At 43.8% G+C, this 14,810-nt stretch carries 17 protein-coding genes; 14 read left to right on the top strand and 3 right to left on the bottom strand.

Going from position 1 to position 14,810, the window contains the following annotated elements; translation table 11 throughout:
- Positions 1 to 169: 169 nt before the first annotated feature.
- The 6 genes from ACFVSH_RS00420 to ACFVSH_RS00395 all read left to right on the top strand — a co-directional run bounded on the left by ACFVSH_RS00420 (position 170) and on the right by ACFVSH_RS00395 (position 5,713).
- Positions 170 to 1,270 (top strand): DUF4097 family beta strand repeat-containing protein, encoded by a 1,101-nt coding sequence (locus ACFVSH_RS00420; protein ID WP_387704311.1) that lies wholly within the window; start codon positions 170 to 172, stop codon positions 1,268 to 1,270.
- Between the two features lie 522 nt (positions 1,271 to 1,792).
- On the top strand, positions 1,793 to 2,728 hold the full coding sequence (hprK, locus tag ACFVSH_RS00415) for an HPr(Ser) kinase/phosphatase (protein ID WP_076368260.1): 936 nt from the start codon (positions 1,793 to 1,795) through the stop codon (positions 2,726 to 2,728).
- Positions 2,729 to 2,754: 26 nt separating this feature from the next.
- Positions 2,755 to 3,567 carry a prolipoprotein diacylglyceryl transferase gene (gene lgt, locus ACFVSH_RS00410; RefSeq protein ID WP_387601102.1) on the top strand — a complete coding sequence of 271 codons (813 nt, stop codon included), beginning with the start codon at positions 2,755 to 2,757 and terminating at the stop codon, positions 3,565 to 3,567.
- Between the two features lie 27 nt (positions 3,568 to 3,594).
- Positions 3,595 to 4,533 carry a nucleoside recognition domain-containing protein gene (locus ACFVSH_RS00405; RefSeq protein WP_387601099.1) on the top strand — a complete coding sequence of 313 codons (939 nt, stop codon included), beginning with the start codon at positions 3,595 to 3,597 and terminating at the stop codon, positions 4,531 to 4,533.
- Entirely contained in the window at positions 4,530 to 5,198 is a 669-nt protein-coding gene (gene ppaX, locus ACFVSH_RS00400; protein ID WP_387601097.1) for a pyrophosphatase PpaX, read from the top strand. Before ACFVSH_RS00405 ends, ppaX begins: the two co-directional genes overlap by 4 nt.
- The gene (locus tag ACFVSH_RS00395) at positions 5,195 to 5,713 is read left to right on the top strand and encodes an acyltransferase (RefSeq protein WP_387704309.1); all 519 of its coding nucleotides are present in this window, start codon (positions 5,195 to 5,197) and stop codon (positions 5,711 to 5,713) included. Before ppaX ends, ACFVSH_RS00395 begins: the two co-directional genes overlap by 4 nt.
- 45 nt (positions 5,714 to 5,758) lie before the next feature.
- Here ACFVSH_RS00395 and ACFVSH_RS00390 read toward each other — a convergent pair whose 3' ends face one another.
- From ACFVSH_RS00390 to ACFVSH_RS00380, 3 genes are all read right to left on the bottom strand, one after another.
- Positions 5,759 to 5,893: a YwzD family small protein gene (locus ACFVSH_RS00390; protein WP_387601093.1), complete on the bottom strand. Its 135-nt coding sequence runs from the start codon at positions 5,891 to 5,893 to the stop codon at positions 5,759 to 5,761.
- A gap of 70 nt (positions 5,894 to 5,963) precedes the next feature.
- The gene (locus tag ACFVSH_RS00385; RefSeq protein WP_387601090.1) at positions 5,964 to 6,605 is read right to left on the bottom strand and encodes a class D sortase; all 642 of its coding nucleotides are present in this window, start codon (positions 6,603 to 6,605) and stop codon (positions 5,964 to 5,966) included.
- A gap of 1 nt (position 6,606) precedes the next feature.
- Complete coding sequence (locus ACFVSH_RS00380; RefSeq protein WP_387704308.1) at positions 6,607 to 7,665, bottom strand: processed acidic surface protein; 1,059 nt, start codon at positions 7,663 to 7,665, stop codon at positions 6,607 to 6,609.
- Positions 7,666 to 8,157: 492 nt separating this feature from the next.
- Here ACFVSH_RS00380 and ACFVSH_RS00375 point away from each other — a divergent pair, with 492 nt between their 5' ends.
- The 8 genes from ACFVSH_RS00375 to hisIE all read left to right on the top strand — a co-directional run bounded on the left by ACFVSH_RS00375 (position 8,158) and on the right by hisIE (position 14,719).
- Entirely contained in the window at positions 8,158 to 9,342 is a 1,185-nt protein-coding gene (locus ACFVSH_RS00375) for an ATP phosphoribosyltransferase regulatory subunit (protein ID WP_387601084.1), read from the top strand.
- The gene (hisG, locus tag ACFVSH_RS00370) at positions 9,335 to 9,964 is read left to right on the top strand and encodes an ATP phosphoribosyltransferase (protein WP_034311625.1); all 630 of its coding nucleotides are present in this window, start codon (positions 9,335 to 9,337) and stop codon (positions 9,962 to 9,964) included. The genes ACFVSH_RS00375 and hisG overlap by 8 nt, the downstream gene beginning before the upstream one ends.
- 26 nt (positions 9,965 to 9,990) lie before the next feature.
- Positions 9,991 to 11,277 carry a histidinol dehydrogenase gene (gene hisD / locus ACFVSH_RS00365; RefSeq protein WP_387704306.1) on the top strand — a complete coding sequence of 429 codons (1,287 nt, stop codon included), beginning with the start codon at positions 9,991 to 9,993 and terminating at the stop codon, positions 11,275 to 11,277.
- Positions 11,278 to 11,355: 78 nt separating this feature from the next.
- The gene (hisB, locus tag ACFVSH_RS00360) at positions 11,356 to 11,943 is read left to right on the top strand and encodes an imidazoleglycerol-phosphate dehydratase HisB (RefSeq protein ID WP_063233950.1); all 588 of its coding nucleotides are present in this window, start codon (positions 11,356 to 11,358) and stop codon (positions 11,941 to 11,943) included.
- Positions 11,944 to 12,576 carry an imidazole glycerol phosphate synthase subunit HisH gene (gene hisH, locus ACFVSH_RS00355; RefSeq protein WP_387704304.1) on the top strand — a complete coding sequence of 211 codons (633 nt, stop codon included), beginning with the start codon at positions 11,944 to 11,946 and terminating at the stop codon, positions 12,574 to 12,576.
- Positions 12,573 to 13,307 carry a 1-(5-phosphoribosyl)-5-[(5-phosphoribosylamino)methylideneamino]imidazole-4-carboxamide isomerase gene (gene hisA, locus ACFVSH_RS00350; protein WP_260286296.1) on the top strand — a complete coding sequence of 245 codons (735 nt, stop codon included), beginning with the start codon at positions 12,573 to 12,575 and terminating at the stop codon, positions 13,305 to 13,307. The genes hisH and hisA overlap by 4 nt, the downstream gene beginning before the upstream one ends.
- Positions 13,308 to 14,066: an imidazole glycerol phosphate synthase subunit HisF gene (gene hisF, locus ACFVSH_RS00345; RefSeq protein WP_387704302.1), complete on the top strand. Its 759-nt coding sequence runs from the start codon at positions 13,308 to 13,310 to the stop codon at positions 14,064 to 14,066.
- Entirely contained in the window at positions 14,063 to 14,719 is a 657-nt protein-coding gene (hisIE, locus tag ACFVSH_RS00340; protein WP_387601072.1) for a bifunctional phosphoribosyl-AMP cyclohydrolase/phosphoribosyl-ATP diphosphatase HisIE, read from the top strand. Before hisF ends, hisIE begins: the two co-directional genes overlap by 4 nt.
- Positions 14,720 to 14,810 lie beyond the last annotated feature (91 nt).

Here is a 14,810-nt window from a genome sequence, read left to right as displayed (position 1 = left end):
TTTGATTAAAGAATAGGAAAACAAGATATTTCCGGGGAAATCATACATCATCCTTTTCGGAAATTGTCATTTCCCTTTGTCGAATGATGGGAAAAATGGTATTTATGAAACTTTTTAGATATCTGGGCGTATGTATGAATAAAATGAAAGAAGAAAGCGAGGAATGTTCATGCAGGAGGAAAGAAAAAAAATATTGGAAATGATTCAGGATGGAAAGTTATCGGCGGAAGAAGCCATGAGCTTATTGGAAGAATTAGATAAAGCCAGTCAGGAAAGTGAAGCTAAAGAGCAGAAATTGCAAAATGAATTATCGACGGTAGTCGTGGATAAGAAAAGCGAGGGAAGCACTCAGGATACGTTTAAGAAGAATATCCAGTCATCGAAAGAAAAGATCATTGATTTCGTTGAAAGTGCTTTTAAGAAAATCAAAGAAACGGACCTTGATTTCAACTTTGGGAAATCTGTGGAGGTCAGTCATATTTTCCAGCATGATCATGATTTCCTGAATGAAGTTGATGTGGATATAGCAAATGGGAAAATAAAAATCGCCGCATGGGACCATGATGATGTCCGGGTTGAATGCGAAGCTAAAGTATACCGTGTGGAAGATATAGAAGAAGCCAGGAAGAACTTTTTGGAAGAAGTCGATTTCACGATTGAAAATGGAAAATTGAGGTTCAAGGTTCGTGAAAAGTCCATAAAGGTTGATACGATCATGTACATCCCAAGGAAGGAATATGAGGATATCCATGTAAGGATGTTCAATGGCGCAATCACGACTGAATCATTGAAATCAGAGAACCTTAAAGCGAAGACGGCGAATGGTGCCATTCATATCATGCAGGGTACCGGTGATTCGTGTGAGCTTGAAACAGCTAACGGGATGATCACCATTTCGGATACCAACTTTAATGACCTGGAAGCCGAGACCTTGAATGGAGCGATTAATGCCGATGGATACTTCAAGAAATTGGATGTTCAAACTTTCAATGGGGAAATCATCTGTACGAATTCAGGGATGGATTGCGATTCGATCCATGCTAAGTCAATCACTGGAAAAGTCCAGTTGACCCTGCCGCAAGGGAAGGCGATCGAAGGAGAGTTGAAATCAAATTTAGGAAGCTTTAATGTAACTTTGGAAGGGATGACCATCATCGAAGAGAAAAGTGATGTGGTTCAGAAGGTCCTTAAGTTTAAAACCGTTAAGGAAGAAGTTCCTGTGCTTCATGTTTTTGCAGAAACCAAGACAGCAGCGATAACGGTCTCTTGAAGAAAAAGAAAGCCCGCAGATATAACTGGCGGGCCCAGAATGTAGCCAAACTCGGTGAAAAGCGGGCTTGGCTACATTTTTTTATGGCTTGTACAATTTGGATGTTGATTTCTTCTCCCGGCACTCGCTTTCCGCCTGCGGGGAGCTCTTCTGGATACGCTTTTCCCGCAGGAGTCTCGCACACCTGCTTCAATCAACTTTATTATTAAATTTTGATAGAAATCATATCTAAGGGGTGTTGCTTGGAGGAGGTTCGGGAACATTATTTGATGAAAGATACGTTTTCTAAAACCCTTTTGTCTGCAAAGTGAGCCCGCCAATTTAAACAGGCGGGCTTTCTTAGTATTCTGCAGTTTCATCTCATCTCTTTCCAGTTTACGGGGACCATACCGCTGTCATCATCCGGGTCTGTGAATAAAAAAACAATAAATCGATAATGCTTTGTTTGGTTATTAACAGAAAAATGCTAAAATAGAAAAAGTATCTCGAAAAATAGCAACGCTCCAAAAGGAGGAAAGATATATGGCAAAAGTCCGTACAAAGGATATAGTAGAAGCGTTCGGTCTAGAACTTATCAGTGGGGAAGAAGGAATTAACCGACCAATAGTCACGAGTGATTTATCTCGTCCCGGACTTGAAATAGCCGGTTTTTTTGATTATTATCCCGCGGATCGAGTACAGCTTTTAGGTATGACGGAAATGTCCTTTTTTAATCGGTTGAATGAACCGGAGCGAATACAGCGGATGGAAGAGTTGTGCAGGGACTTTACTCCAGGCATCATCATTACGCGTGGTCAGGAAGTGCCGATAGAATTGATCGAAGCTTCTGAGCGGGAATCCGTTCCTGTGATGAGATCTAATATGAAGACAACAAGGTTATACAGCCGTCTGACCAATTTCCTTGAAAGCAGGTTGGCACCAACTACTGCTGTTCATGGTGTATTGGTGGATATCTATGGGTTAGGGGTGTTGATCACCGGGAAAAGCGGAGTCGGTAAAAGTGAGACAGCCCTGGAATTGGTGAAACGGGGTCATCGTCTCGTAGCCGATGACTGCGTCGAAATCAGGCAGGAAGACCAAGATACGCTAGTGGGGAATGCCCCGGATTTAATCGAACATCTTCTTGAAATAAGAGGGTTGGGAATCATTAATGTAATGACACTTTTTGGAGCTGGTGCAGTCCGGAGCAACAAAAAGATCTCAATCGTCATCAATCTGGAACTATGGGAAAAAAACAAGCAGTATGACCGGGTTGGTCTTGATGAAGAAAAAATGAAAATCATCGATACGGAAGTGACGAAAATAACCGTACCTGTCCGTCCAGGGCGAAATTTAGCTGTTATCATTGAAGTGGCAGCCATGAATTACCGCCTGAAACGAATGGGAGTAAATGCTGCGGAACAGTTTTCAGATCGCTTGAACCATGCCATTGCAGATCCGGAACATGATGAATTTTAATAGGTTATAGGAAAAGAGGGGACAAAATGGAACAAGGAATACAGCCGCTGAATCCAATCGCGATAGATCTAGGCCCCATCCAGGTACATTGGTATGGACTGATCATCGGTTTCGGTGTGTTATTGGGTCTTATTATCGCTTTGAGGGAATCTGAGCGGAGAGGTCTTGATAAGGAAATATTTACGGATATGATTTTGTTTGCTGTCCCGATCGCGATCATTTGTGCCCGTATTTATTATGTGATATTTCAATGGGAGTACTATTCACAAAACCCGGGGGATATCATAAAAATATGGAATGGCGGAATTGCCATACATGGTGCGTTGATTGGATCGGTGCTGACTGCCATCGTTTTTGCCAAGGTCAGGAAAGTGTCATTTTGGAAGCTGGCGGATATTGCTGCACCGAGCTTATTGTTGGGGCAGGCGATTGGCCGTTGGGGAAATTTCATGAATCAGGAAGCGCATGGGGGAGAAATAACCAGGTCATTCCTGGAAAATATGCATTTGCCTGAATTCATCATAAATCAAATGTACATAAACGGGACGTACTATCATCCGACCTTTTTGTATGAATCGATTTGGAATATCGCCGGTGTCATTATCCTCTTAAGTTTACGGAAAGTGAACTTGCGCAGGGGAGAACTCTTTTTAACATATGTATTATGGTATTCCATCGGCCGTTTTTACATTGAAGGATTGCGGACGGATAGTTTGATGCTGACGGAGTCACTGCGTATCGCACAAGTGATCTCGATTGTGTTGGTGGTTGTAGCCATTGCTTTAGTGGTCTATAGAAGGGTCAGCGGGCATGCAAACAAAAGATATTTAGATGCATAGGGAATATGTGTAAAGGGAGAGGGCATAGTGATAGTAAATTCGGTTAAAAAGGGACTTCTTTCAGGCTTGAATACAACTTGGTCTTTGGGGAAAGTGATATTTCCAGTCACTTTGATCGTCACTGTGCTTCAATATACGCCTGTATTGCCATTCATCATTAACTTGATAGCGCCTTTGATGAATCTCATCGGTCTTCCAGGGGACGCGGCAATTCCGCTTGTGTTAGGGAATTTCCTGAATTTATACGCGGCGATCGCTGGCATATTAACACTTGATCTGACTGTGAAAGAAGTTTTTATTATTGCTATGATGCTATCTTTTTCACATAATTTATTGATCGAGTCAGGTGTGGCGATGAAAACCGGTGTCAAGCTGTGGATCATCTTAACAGTACGGATCGGGCTTGCCCTATTATCAGCGATCGTCATCAATCTTGTCTGGCAGGGCGGATCTGAAATGGCCCAAGGAGTGGCTATCGGGGAGGCTGCAGAGATTAACGGAGCAGGTGCAATCCTCTTACATGGGGTTTTCCAGGCCCTTTCAGGCATCGGTCAGCTGGCGGTCATTGTTATTCCGCTCATGGTGGCGGTTCAAATCATGAAAGATTTAAAATGGCTGGAAGCCTTCTCGAAAGCCCTTGCTCCCTTCATGAAGGTCCTGGGGATGAAGCCGAATGCTTCCATGCCTTTCGTTACAGGCCTGACTCTCGGTTTGGCATATGGGGCGGGCGTAATGATTCAAGCTGCTAAAGAAGATAATGTTTCGAAGAAGGATATGACGATTGCGTTCATCTTTTTAGTTGCCTGCCATGCTGTTGTAGAAGACACACTGATTTTTATTCCGCTGGGGATTCCGGTCTTGCCGTTGTTGCTTATTCGGCTGCTCACGGCCATTGTTTTAACGATGGCCGTTGCGTTTATATGGAATCGGACTGACAGGGTACAGAGAAAGGAAGCTGTAATATGAACAGTAAGATAACTACATTATTATTCGATCTTGATGGGACGTTGATCAATACAAATGAATTGATCATCGCCTCTTTTACGGAAACTTTAAACCACTTTTGTCCTGGAAAGTTCAATCGGGAAGATATCATTCCATTTATCGGGCCGACTTTGGTCGATACTTTCTCTTCCATTGATCCAAAACGAGTGGATGAAATGATCGCTTACTATCGGGAGCATAATTGGAGGAACCATGATTTGCTTGTCACACAATTTGACGGGGTGTTCGAAACCGTTCAAACGTTGAAGCAGAGCGGTTATAAATTGGCAGTTGTTACGACAAAGAAGCGTGATGTCGTCGAAAAGGGCCTGCGTTTAAGCAAACTGGATCAATTCTTTGAAGTGGTGGTCACACTGGATGAAGTGGAAAAGGCAAAGCCCGACCCAGAGCCTTTGGTAAAAGCTTTAAATCAACTAGGTTCGGTTCCTGAAGAAGCGATCATGATTGGCGACAATTATCATGACATTATGGGCGGTAAAAATGCAGGTACAAAAACGGCGGGGGTCTCATGGTCCATTAAAGGCCGTGAATTCTTGGAAAGTTATCACCCAGATTATATGCTTGAGCAGATGGCGGATTTATTGAATATCGTTGAGGTTGAAAAACTCACGGAGGCTAGAAAATGAGACGCACGTCCCGCTATCCAGTTGAAGGGGCTAATTCACTATGGCATGTATATAAGACCGTTCCATTCTGGAAAGTCGTAAAGAATTTTGTGGTGATACAGCTAGCGCGTTATACGCCTTTTCTGGGCATGAAGAATTGGCTATACAGGACTTTTTTACATATGAAAGTAGGAAAGCATACTTCGTTTGCCTTGATGGTCATGCCGGATGTGATGTTTCCGGAAAAAATATCGGTTGGGATGAATACTGTCATTGGCTATAATACGACGATTCTTGCTCATGAATATTTGATTCATGAATATCGTTTAGGAGATGTTGTCATTGGTGATGAAGTATTGATTGGAGCCAATTCGACCATTCTTCCAGGACTTTCAATTGGTAATGGGGCGATTGTCTCTGCGGGGACGCTTGTACATAAGGATGTTCCGGAGGGAGCTTTCGTCGGGGGAAATCCAATGAAAATCATATATACCAAAGAGGAAATGCTTGAGAGAGAGCGACAAACTTCCTTATGAGAAAAAGGACTTGCCCATATATGTGGCAAGTCCTTTTTAATGGCATTATGGGTATAACGGAGTCAGTTCACTCTTTAGATGCTCTATCACTTCGTTGATTGATACATTTTCCTGGTTCACCGTTGCTTCATACGTTTCTTTTAAAATTTGAAAAAACCTTTGCCGTGCCTGTTCATCCATGTTGAGCCTGTCCTCCTATCATCTATTAAAGATTTATGAAGAGGGGGCAGAACAACTTCAGCCCCGAATCTCATTTACCTATCTCCGATTTCAATAAATCGGCAACCAATACGTATCGTTCCGGTGCACTACCAATATATGAAAAAGGATAGCAGGTTGTTACTGTAAGTGTGGCCTTGGGCTTGGGAACGATCACGGTACGGTCATCTGCATCGACGATACGAACCTTCCTCACTTTATATGTAAACGTACCGGCTTCTGTCTTGGCAATCAGCAAGTCACCCTCGCCGACATCACCTAGATCCCTGAAAATTGTATCCCGGTGTCCGGATAAAACGGAATTATCCTTTTCGCCGGGGAGGACGGACGCCGCATAATGGCCGACGCCCTTTTCGAGTTCATCTTCGTCCGTTCCGTGATAAATTGGAAGTGTTGCCTTGATTTTTGGAATATAAAGCTCACCCATCAAATCACCTGTCTCCGGTCGTTGCTCATATAGTTCAAGCCCATCGGGAATATCAGATTTCGACTTCGGTTCGGGTAGCTTAGCCGTCGCTTCCGTTGTATCAGATTTATTCCATTTATATAGGGCATAGCCTTTTATCAGCGTATAGGCATTTGTCGTTGTAAAATAAAAACCTAAGGTTAAAATGCAAACACCAGTGATAAGTAACGTTTTTTTCTTATGCCTGGATTGCCTATTGTTGCTCATCTTAATTAGTGAGTCTCGCTTTTCTGATTAATCCGAAAGCTATACCCATCAACGCTAAACCGATTAAAGCGCCGAATAAGTAATTACCAGCCGTTTTAGGAAGCACTCCGCCTTTTTCCGTTTTATGATTGGGTTTTGTGGATTTTTTCTTTTCCTTTTTTACCTCAACCACTTTAGAAATGACCTCAGTGGATTGTTTAATGTCATTACCGGTTTCTTTCACTAAATCGGAACCGATCATTTCACCTGTCAATGTAAAATCGAACAAAAAATTGCCGTTTAAATCATAAATGGAAACTAGTAAACTAGCATTCGTCAATTCCCTAAGTTGGAATAAAGCCTCAAGGGATAGGTTTTTCGTGACACCATCCTGAATTAAGGCGAATTTGGATTGAATTTGCAGCAAGCTTTGAAGATCATTATATATGGAAAGCAATTCTGCCACTTGTTCAGCAGATAATTCATCAATTGTTTCAAAATACTCGAGTTGATCCATCCTATCGGAGATCGCCATTAAACGAGCTTTAAAAGAAGGGTCTTCGACGATAGGCAAAAGGTGGTTCATGAATCTGTCGAGCTCTTCGTCTGTAAGGCCGATCTCAGTAAAGAGACCATCCATTAAATCGATGATCTCTTCATCATCATATTCCATCTCTTCCTCATCGTAATCCATTTCTAAATCGATGATATCCTCAATGTCGTAAATGAAATGGAAGGTATCGATGATCGAATCCCCCTCTTCCAGTTCGCCGTATTCTATTAATAATTCCGTAAGTTCTGCTTCTGTCATTTCATATTTTTTAAGTAGATTCTGTATGGTCTTAGGAGTGACGGTCGGTCCTAATGTATCACGCAACTCTTCTACTGATTTCAGTTCATTCAATGATAAGTCGTAATAGGATAAATACTCTTCCAATTCTTCTTGCGTCATTCTAACTTCGGTAAGGTATGCATTAAGTTCATCCTGGTTGATCTTAGTTGCCGCAAAACTCTTCGTTCCGCTTAAACCCAGTGAAAAAAGAACGATAACTGCCACAATAAACGAAAAATATTTCTTCATTACCAAATCCCCCTAAAAATTTCTAATATTACCAAACTCCTAAACATTATAAAACAGCTAAACCAAAAGGTATACATTAATAACAGAGAAAGGTTAAAAATAGGAAGAAATATTTGGGCGAAAAGGTACAACTCCTTCCGTTTGGACCTAAACCGATCATGAAGAATAACCAAGACTGCAAAGGTATTTGAAGTAATGAGATTAGGCATATTTTCCTTGACGTAAGGTGGGGGCAGGGGTAAACTATTAATAACTTCAACCTGCTACCATATTAGCGAACTAAAGTGTATTAATAGATTATTGTGATTATTTATATTATTACGTCAGTTAATTTGATACTATTTTTATATGTTATCCGAAATTTGGATTTAAGTGTGAAACCTTGGAAAGATAAAGGGATAAGCAAAATTAGGAATGGGCACATCGGTTTTTGCCTATAGGCGGACCGATTGGATATAGATAGTAATCAAAATTTCAAAAGGATGTGCAGTCGTGACAAAGCCATTTATGTTTGAAAAACCGTTAGGCATGAGAGATACATTGCCGGTACTGTATGAAACGAAAGTGTCGGCAAGAAATAAAATGAGTGATGAAATCAAGAAGTGGGGCTATCAATTTATTGAAACGCCTGCTTTGGAATATTATGAAACAATTGGCGATGCTTCGGCAATCTTGGATCAACAGTTGTTTAAACTTCTTGATTCCCAGGGGCATACACTCGTACTCCGTCCCGAGATGACAGCTCCCATTGCACGGGTGGCAGCATCCAAACTGTTAAAACAGCAAATCCCGCTTCGGCTGGCCTATTCCGCGAATGTATATCGCGCACAGCAGCGTGAAGGAGGCAGGCCGGCAGAATTCGAACAGATTGGCATTGAATGTATCGGAAATAAGTCTATAAGTGCCGATGCTGAAATGATTGCCCTGCTTGCGGATGCTTTAAAGGCTGCAGGGCTTCAGGAATTTAAGATTTCCATTGGACATATCGGATTTTTGCAAGAGTTTTTCTTAAGCATTCTAGGTACGGAGGAAAGAGCCTCTATCTTAAGGAAGTTTTTGTATGAAAAAAATTATGTCGGTTATCGCGAGCATGTTAAATCACTGCCGCTTTCATCCATTGATAAACAACGGCTTATCGAATTTACCTCATTAAGGGGCAGTGAAGGAACCCTGATCAAGGCGCTAGGGTTGGTTGAAAATAATAAAGGGCAAGATTCCTTGGCTGAACTGAAGGAATTGTCTGCGCAGCTGAAAGAATTTGAAGTTGAACAATATGTTAGCTTCGACTTAACATTGGTCAGTCATATGAGTTATTACACGGGAACTTTATTTGAAGTGTATGCCGGACAAGTGGGTTCGCCGATCGGCAATGGCGGCCGGTATGATAATCTGCTTGCGAAATTCGGTTGGAATGCTTCGGCCACAGGTTTTGCAATCCGGGTGGATCGCCTTGCAGAAGCTCTTGGGGAGCCGATCCAGCCTGTCGCGCCAGAATGCATTTTATTCAGTCCCGAACGGAGATTGGAAGCAATACAATTTGCAAGAAAAAAACGCTTCGAAGGGAAATTGGTAACGATTCAAGATATTACGGTCGTCCAAAATGTCGATGCTTTTACACGGACATTTTCTGAAGTTCATTTATTCGTAGGGAATGGGGGGAATGGAAAAGATGAATAATAGCTTTTTAACGATTGCCATGCCGAAAGGGAGAATATTTGAAGAAGCGGCAGAGCTGTTAAGAAGAGCCGGTTTTCGTCTCCCTCCCGAGTTTGATGATTCCCGGAAATTGATCCTTGAAGTGGAAGAGGAGAATCTGCGGTTCATTTTAGCAAAACCGATGGACGTCGTAACATATGTGGAACACGGCGTCGCTGACATTGGAATTGCAGGGAAGGATGTCATGTTGGAAGAAGAACGTGATGTCTATGAGTTACTTGATTTGAAAATCAGTGCCTGCTACTTGGCAGTAGCTGGATTGCCTGGTACGAAAATAAGTGACATCGCCCCCAAAATAGCGAGTAAATACCCGAACGTTGCTTCCAGTTATTTTCGCGAGCAGGGGGAGCAAGTCGAGATTATAAAGTTGAATGGGTCTATTGAGTTAGCACCGTTAATCGGTTTAGCTGAACGAATCGTGGATATCGTTTCAACGGGACGGACATTGAAGGAAAACGGTCTTGTGGAATATGCGAAAATTGCCAATGTGACTTCGAGGCTGGTAGCAAATCCTGTCAGCTATCGAATTAAAGAAGCAAGGATTACCGAAATCGTGGAACGGCTAGCAGAAATTATTGAATAGTAAAGAATCGCTAATGAGGTGAAGGTATGAAAATAGAACGGTTTGCTGAAGGGATTTCACTGAAACGCTCGGTTGAGGCAGGTACTGCCGATCAAAGAAAAGCGGTTCAGGATATTATTTATGATGTCAGGAAAAGCGGAAACGACGCTTTACATACCTATACCGAACGTTTCGATGGTGTCAGTCCAGGGGAATTACTTGTATCGCAACAGGAATTGGAAGAAGCGACGGCGACCTTGACTGCTGAGCAGCTTGATATTATTCAAGAAGCTGCAAATAACATTCGAATGTTTCACGAGAAACAAATTCGGAATTCATGGTTTACGACTGATGATACAGGAACGATGCTAGGACAAAAATTGACACCGCTTGATGCTGTAGGTGTTTATGTACCTGGAGGCACAGCGGCATATCCTTCGTCGGTATTGATGAATGTGTTGCCTGCGAAGGCTGCGGGGGTGGAACGGATCGTCATGGTTTCCCCTCCAGGAAAAGACGGGAAATTATCGCCAGCGGTTTTGGCAGCTGCCAAAATTGCCGGGGTCAAGGAAATCTATAAAGTTGGCGGGGCCCAGGCCATAGCTGCTCTCGCTTATGGGACGGAAACAATTAAGAAAGTGGATAAAATAGTGGGTCCGGGAAATATTTATGTGGCGTTAGCGAAGCGCGAAGTATTCGGGGATGTTGCCATTGATATGATAGCAGGTCCAAGTGAAATAGCGATATTGGCGGACGAATCGGCCATTGCTGCAGAAGTTGCGGCAGATTTGCTATCACAGGCGGAGCATGATGCCCGAGCATGCAGTGTTTTGGTGACGACGTCAACGTCTCTTGCTGAAGAAGTGGCAGCTGAAGTGACCAAGCAGGTGGTGTTACTTCCACGCCATGATATTGCTGCAGCATCCATAAGGGATTACGGACGGATCGTCGTATGCGGGAATATGGCAGAAGCGGTTGAAGCGATTAATGAACTTGCACCGGAACATTTGGAAATTGTGGCCAAAGATGCACTTGAAATCATGGCTAAAATCCGCCATGCCGGTGCAATCTTCATTGGCCGCTTTAGTTCGGAGCCCGTCGGGGATTACTTTGCAGGCCCCAATCATGTGTTGCCTACCAATGGAACCGCCCGTTTTTCCAGCCCGCTGAATGTGGATGATTTTCAAAAGAAATCGAGCATCATCATGTATAGTGAAACGGCCTTCCGCAAAAATGCAGAAAAAATCGCTGCATTTGCCCGGATGGAAGGACTCGAGGCTCACGCCCGTGCCATTGAATCACGTGGTGTGAATGAATCCGGGAAAAAGTCCTGAATTATTAAAATAAGTGAAATTACTGATATAAAGACAATTGACTTGCTTTTACATCTTGGGAATTGAGGAGGAGTTGTAATGGAACGTTTTGCTAGTGTGGAGCGAAAGACGAATGAAACGGAAATAAGCTTGAAGTTTGGTGTGGATGGGGAAGGTAATTCCTCCATTAAGACGGGCGTTCCGTTCATGACGCATATGCTGGATTTGTTCACCAAACACGGGAAGTTTGATTTGACTGTAGATGCAAACGGAGATACAGACGTGGATGATCATCATACAACTGAGGATATTGGCATTTGCTTAGGGCAGACGTTATTGGAGGCCCTTGGAGACAAGCGCGGGATAAAGCGTTACGGAAATGCCTTCGTACCTATGGATGAAGCTCTCGCCCAGGTTGTCATCGACTTAAGCAATCGTCCGCATCTGGAGTTCCGGGCTGAGTTTCCTTCGCAAAAGGTCGGTACTTTCGATACTGAACTTGTGCACGAGTTTCTTTGGAAATTCGCTCTTGAAGCAAGGATGAACCTGCATGTAGTCGTTCATTACGGACACAACACACACCATATGATCGAAGCGATATTCAAAGCGCTTGGACGAGCGTTGGATGAAGCTACGACCATCGATCCGCGTGTCAAGGGCATCCCTTCGACGAAAGGAATGTTGTAAATGATCGGGATCGTCGATTATGGCATGGGGAATTTATTTTCCGTAAGTAAAGGGTTGGAGCGCCTTGGTGCCGATTCTTTCATTTCCGATGACCCAAAAGAACTTTCAAAGTCGAATGGGATCATTCTTCCCGGCGTGGGCTCTTTCAGGGATGCCATGAGTCTCTTGGAAAAACAAAAGCTTGATGAATTCCTGAAGGAATATGTAGCCGATGGAGGTTATCTTTTAGGCATCTGCCTTGGTATGCAGCTTCTCTTTGATGAAAGTGAGGAAAATGGACCTGCAAAAGGATTATCCCTCATCCCAGGTAAAGTCGTTCGTTTCAAAGGTGTGGATGAGGATGACCAGGTTTATAAAGTGCCGCACATGGGCTGGAATCGTCTTGAATTTAAACAGGCGTCACCAGTGAATGAGGGACTGGAAGAGGAACATGTTTATTTCGTCCATTCTTACTACGTCGATACGGATGAATCATTCGTTACCGCTTCGGCGATGTATGATGTGGAAGTGCCGGCGATCGTCGGTAAAGGGAATGTTTTCGGCATGCAGTTCCATCCGGAAAAAAGCGGGAAGATGGGCATGTCACTCTTGAAAAACTATCTGTCACTAGTAGAAGGGAAGGAAGAAGCATGAGCAACTTTACTATTTACCCGGCGATTGATATGCGCGGAGGCAAGTGCGTCCGCTTAATCCAGGGAGATTACAATCAGGAAACCGTTTATGGCGATTCCCCCTTCGATATGGCTAAAAGCTTTGCGGATCAAGGAGCCGATTGGATACATATGGTCGACCTTGACGGAGCCAAAGAGGGAGTGCGCATCAATGATTCATACGTAATAAAGGCTGCAAGTGAGTTAGGGGCCCGCATTCAAATCGGCGGCGGTATCCGTACGGAACGGGATATAGCCCATTATCTGGATAATGGAGTGGAACGGGTCATTTTAGGCAGCACGGCCGTTTCAGACCCTGATTTCACTAAAGATATGATTAGGAAATATGGTGGCCACATCGCAATCGGGATCGATGCGAAAGATGGCAAGGTTGCCACTCATGGTTGGCTTCAAACTTCTGGAACCCTTGCGATAGATCTTGGCAAATTACTGGCCGATGCTGGTGCAGAGACCTTTATCGTGACGGATATTGCGACGGACGGCATGCTTTCAGGTCCGAATGTGAAAGGCATATTGGCCATGGCGGAGGCAACTGGTAAAAACGTGATCGCTTCGGGAGGCATTAGTTCACTCGAAGACCTTGTCACCCTCAGAGAGTATGAAGCCCAAGGCATTGCAGGGGCAATCATTGGCAAGGCACTTTATACCAATCGCTTTACTGTAGAAGAAGCACTAGAAAAGGTGCGTGGTTAAATGCTCACTAAACGAATTATTCCATGTCTCGATGTAAAGGATGGGCGCGTAGTCAAAGGTATACAATTTGTGTCCCTTAGGGATGCTGGAGATCCGGTCGAACTTGCATCCTTTTACGACCAGGAAGGTGCCGATGAGCTTGTCTTCCTGGATATTTCCGCATCACATGAAGGCAGGGAAACGATCGTCGACGTCGTTCAAGCGGTAGCGGGCAGCTTGGCAATTCCGTTCACGGTGGGCGGCGGCATTAATTCATTGGCGGATATGAAGAAAATCTTACGAGCAGGTGCCGATAAGGTATCCTTAAATACAGCAGCCATCCTGCGCCCTGATTTAATAAATGAAGGTGCTGATTATTTTGGTTCCCAATGTATCGTTATCGCCATAGACGCCCGATATGATGAAGAGCTTGGGTCATGGCGCGTATATACCCACGGCGGTCGGAAACCGACTGAATGGGAAGTGGTCAAGTGGGCAAAAGAGGCCGTAATCCGCGGTGCAGGTGAAATTTTATTGACAAGCATGGATTGTGACGGCGAGAAAAAAGGGTTTAATATCGCTTTGACAAAGGCGGTATCTGAAGCCGTTTCAGTGCCGGTCATCTCCTCAGGCGGGGCTGGTAACGCCGAGCACTTCCAGGAAGCCTTCCAAGAAGGTAAAGCCGACGCAGCATTAGCCGCATCGATTTTTCATTATAAAGAAACATCCGTCAAAGAAGTCAAAGCGTTTCTCAAACAACAAGGAGTGGTTGTACGATGAATCTTGAAACTATTAAATACGACGAAAAAGGCCTGGTCCCGGCAATTATTCAAGATGCAGGAACCGGCGAAGTGCTGACACTTGCTTACATGAACCAAGAATCGCTGCAATTGTCGATTGAAAATGGTGAAACGGTCTTCTTCAGCCGTTCGCGCAATGAATTATGGCATAAAGGGGCGACCAGCGGCAATACCCAGAAAATCATCGAGATGAAGTATGACTGCGATCAAGATGCATTGGTCGTTCGGGTCGTTCCTGCAGGTCCTGCATGCCATACAGGGGCAACAAGCTGTTTTAGTGAAACGGTTTACCAAAACAGTGAAGCTGGACAAGACGTGAAGGCGAATGTGACTTTCTTGACGGAATTGGAAAGATTGATTGAAAAAAGAAAATCGGAAATGCCTGAAGGTTCATATACTACCTACTTATTCGATAAGGGCGTTGATAAGATCCTGAAAAAAGTCGGTGAAGAAGCGGCAGAAGTGATCATTGCAGCTAAGAACCGGGATGCAGAGGAACTTTCGATGGAAAGTGCGGATCTCCTCTATCACTTATTCGTTCTTCTTCGGGAGCAGGAGTTGCCTTTCCAAGCAGTGCTTGATGTATTGAAGGCTAGACATGCCGATAAGGACGAACCGAAAGAAACCGAATGAATGGTGATCGCCCTCCGTCAATTGAAGGGCTCAGACTGAAGACAAACTCGATGAAAATCAAGTTTGTCTTCAGTTTTTTTATGGCTTGTAC

The sequence above is a fragment of the Peribacillus sp. NPDC058002 genome (assembly GCF_042886655.1).
Taxonomy (GTDB): domain Bacteria; phylum Bacillota; class Bacilli; order Bacillales; family DSM-1321; genus Peribacillus; species Peribacillus aracenensis.
The sequence above is the reverse complement of the archived record's forward strand: the minus strand, read 5'-3'. Positions and strand labels throughout refer to the sequence as shown.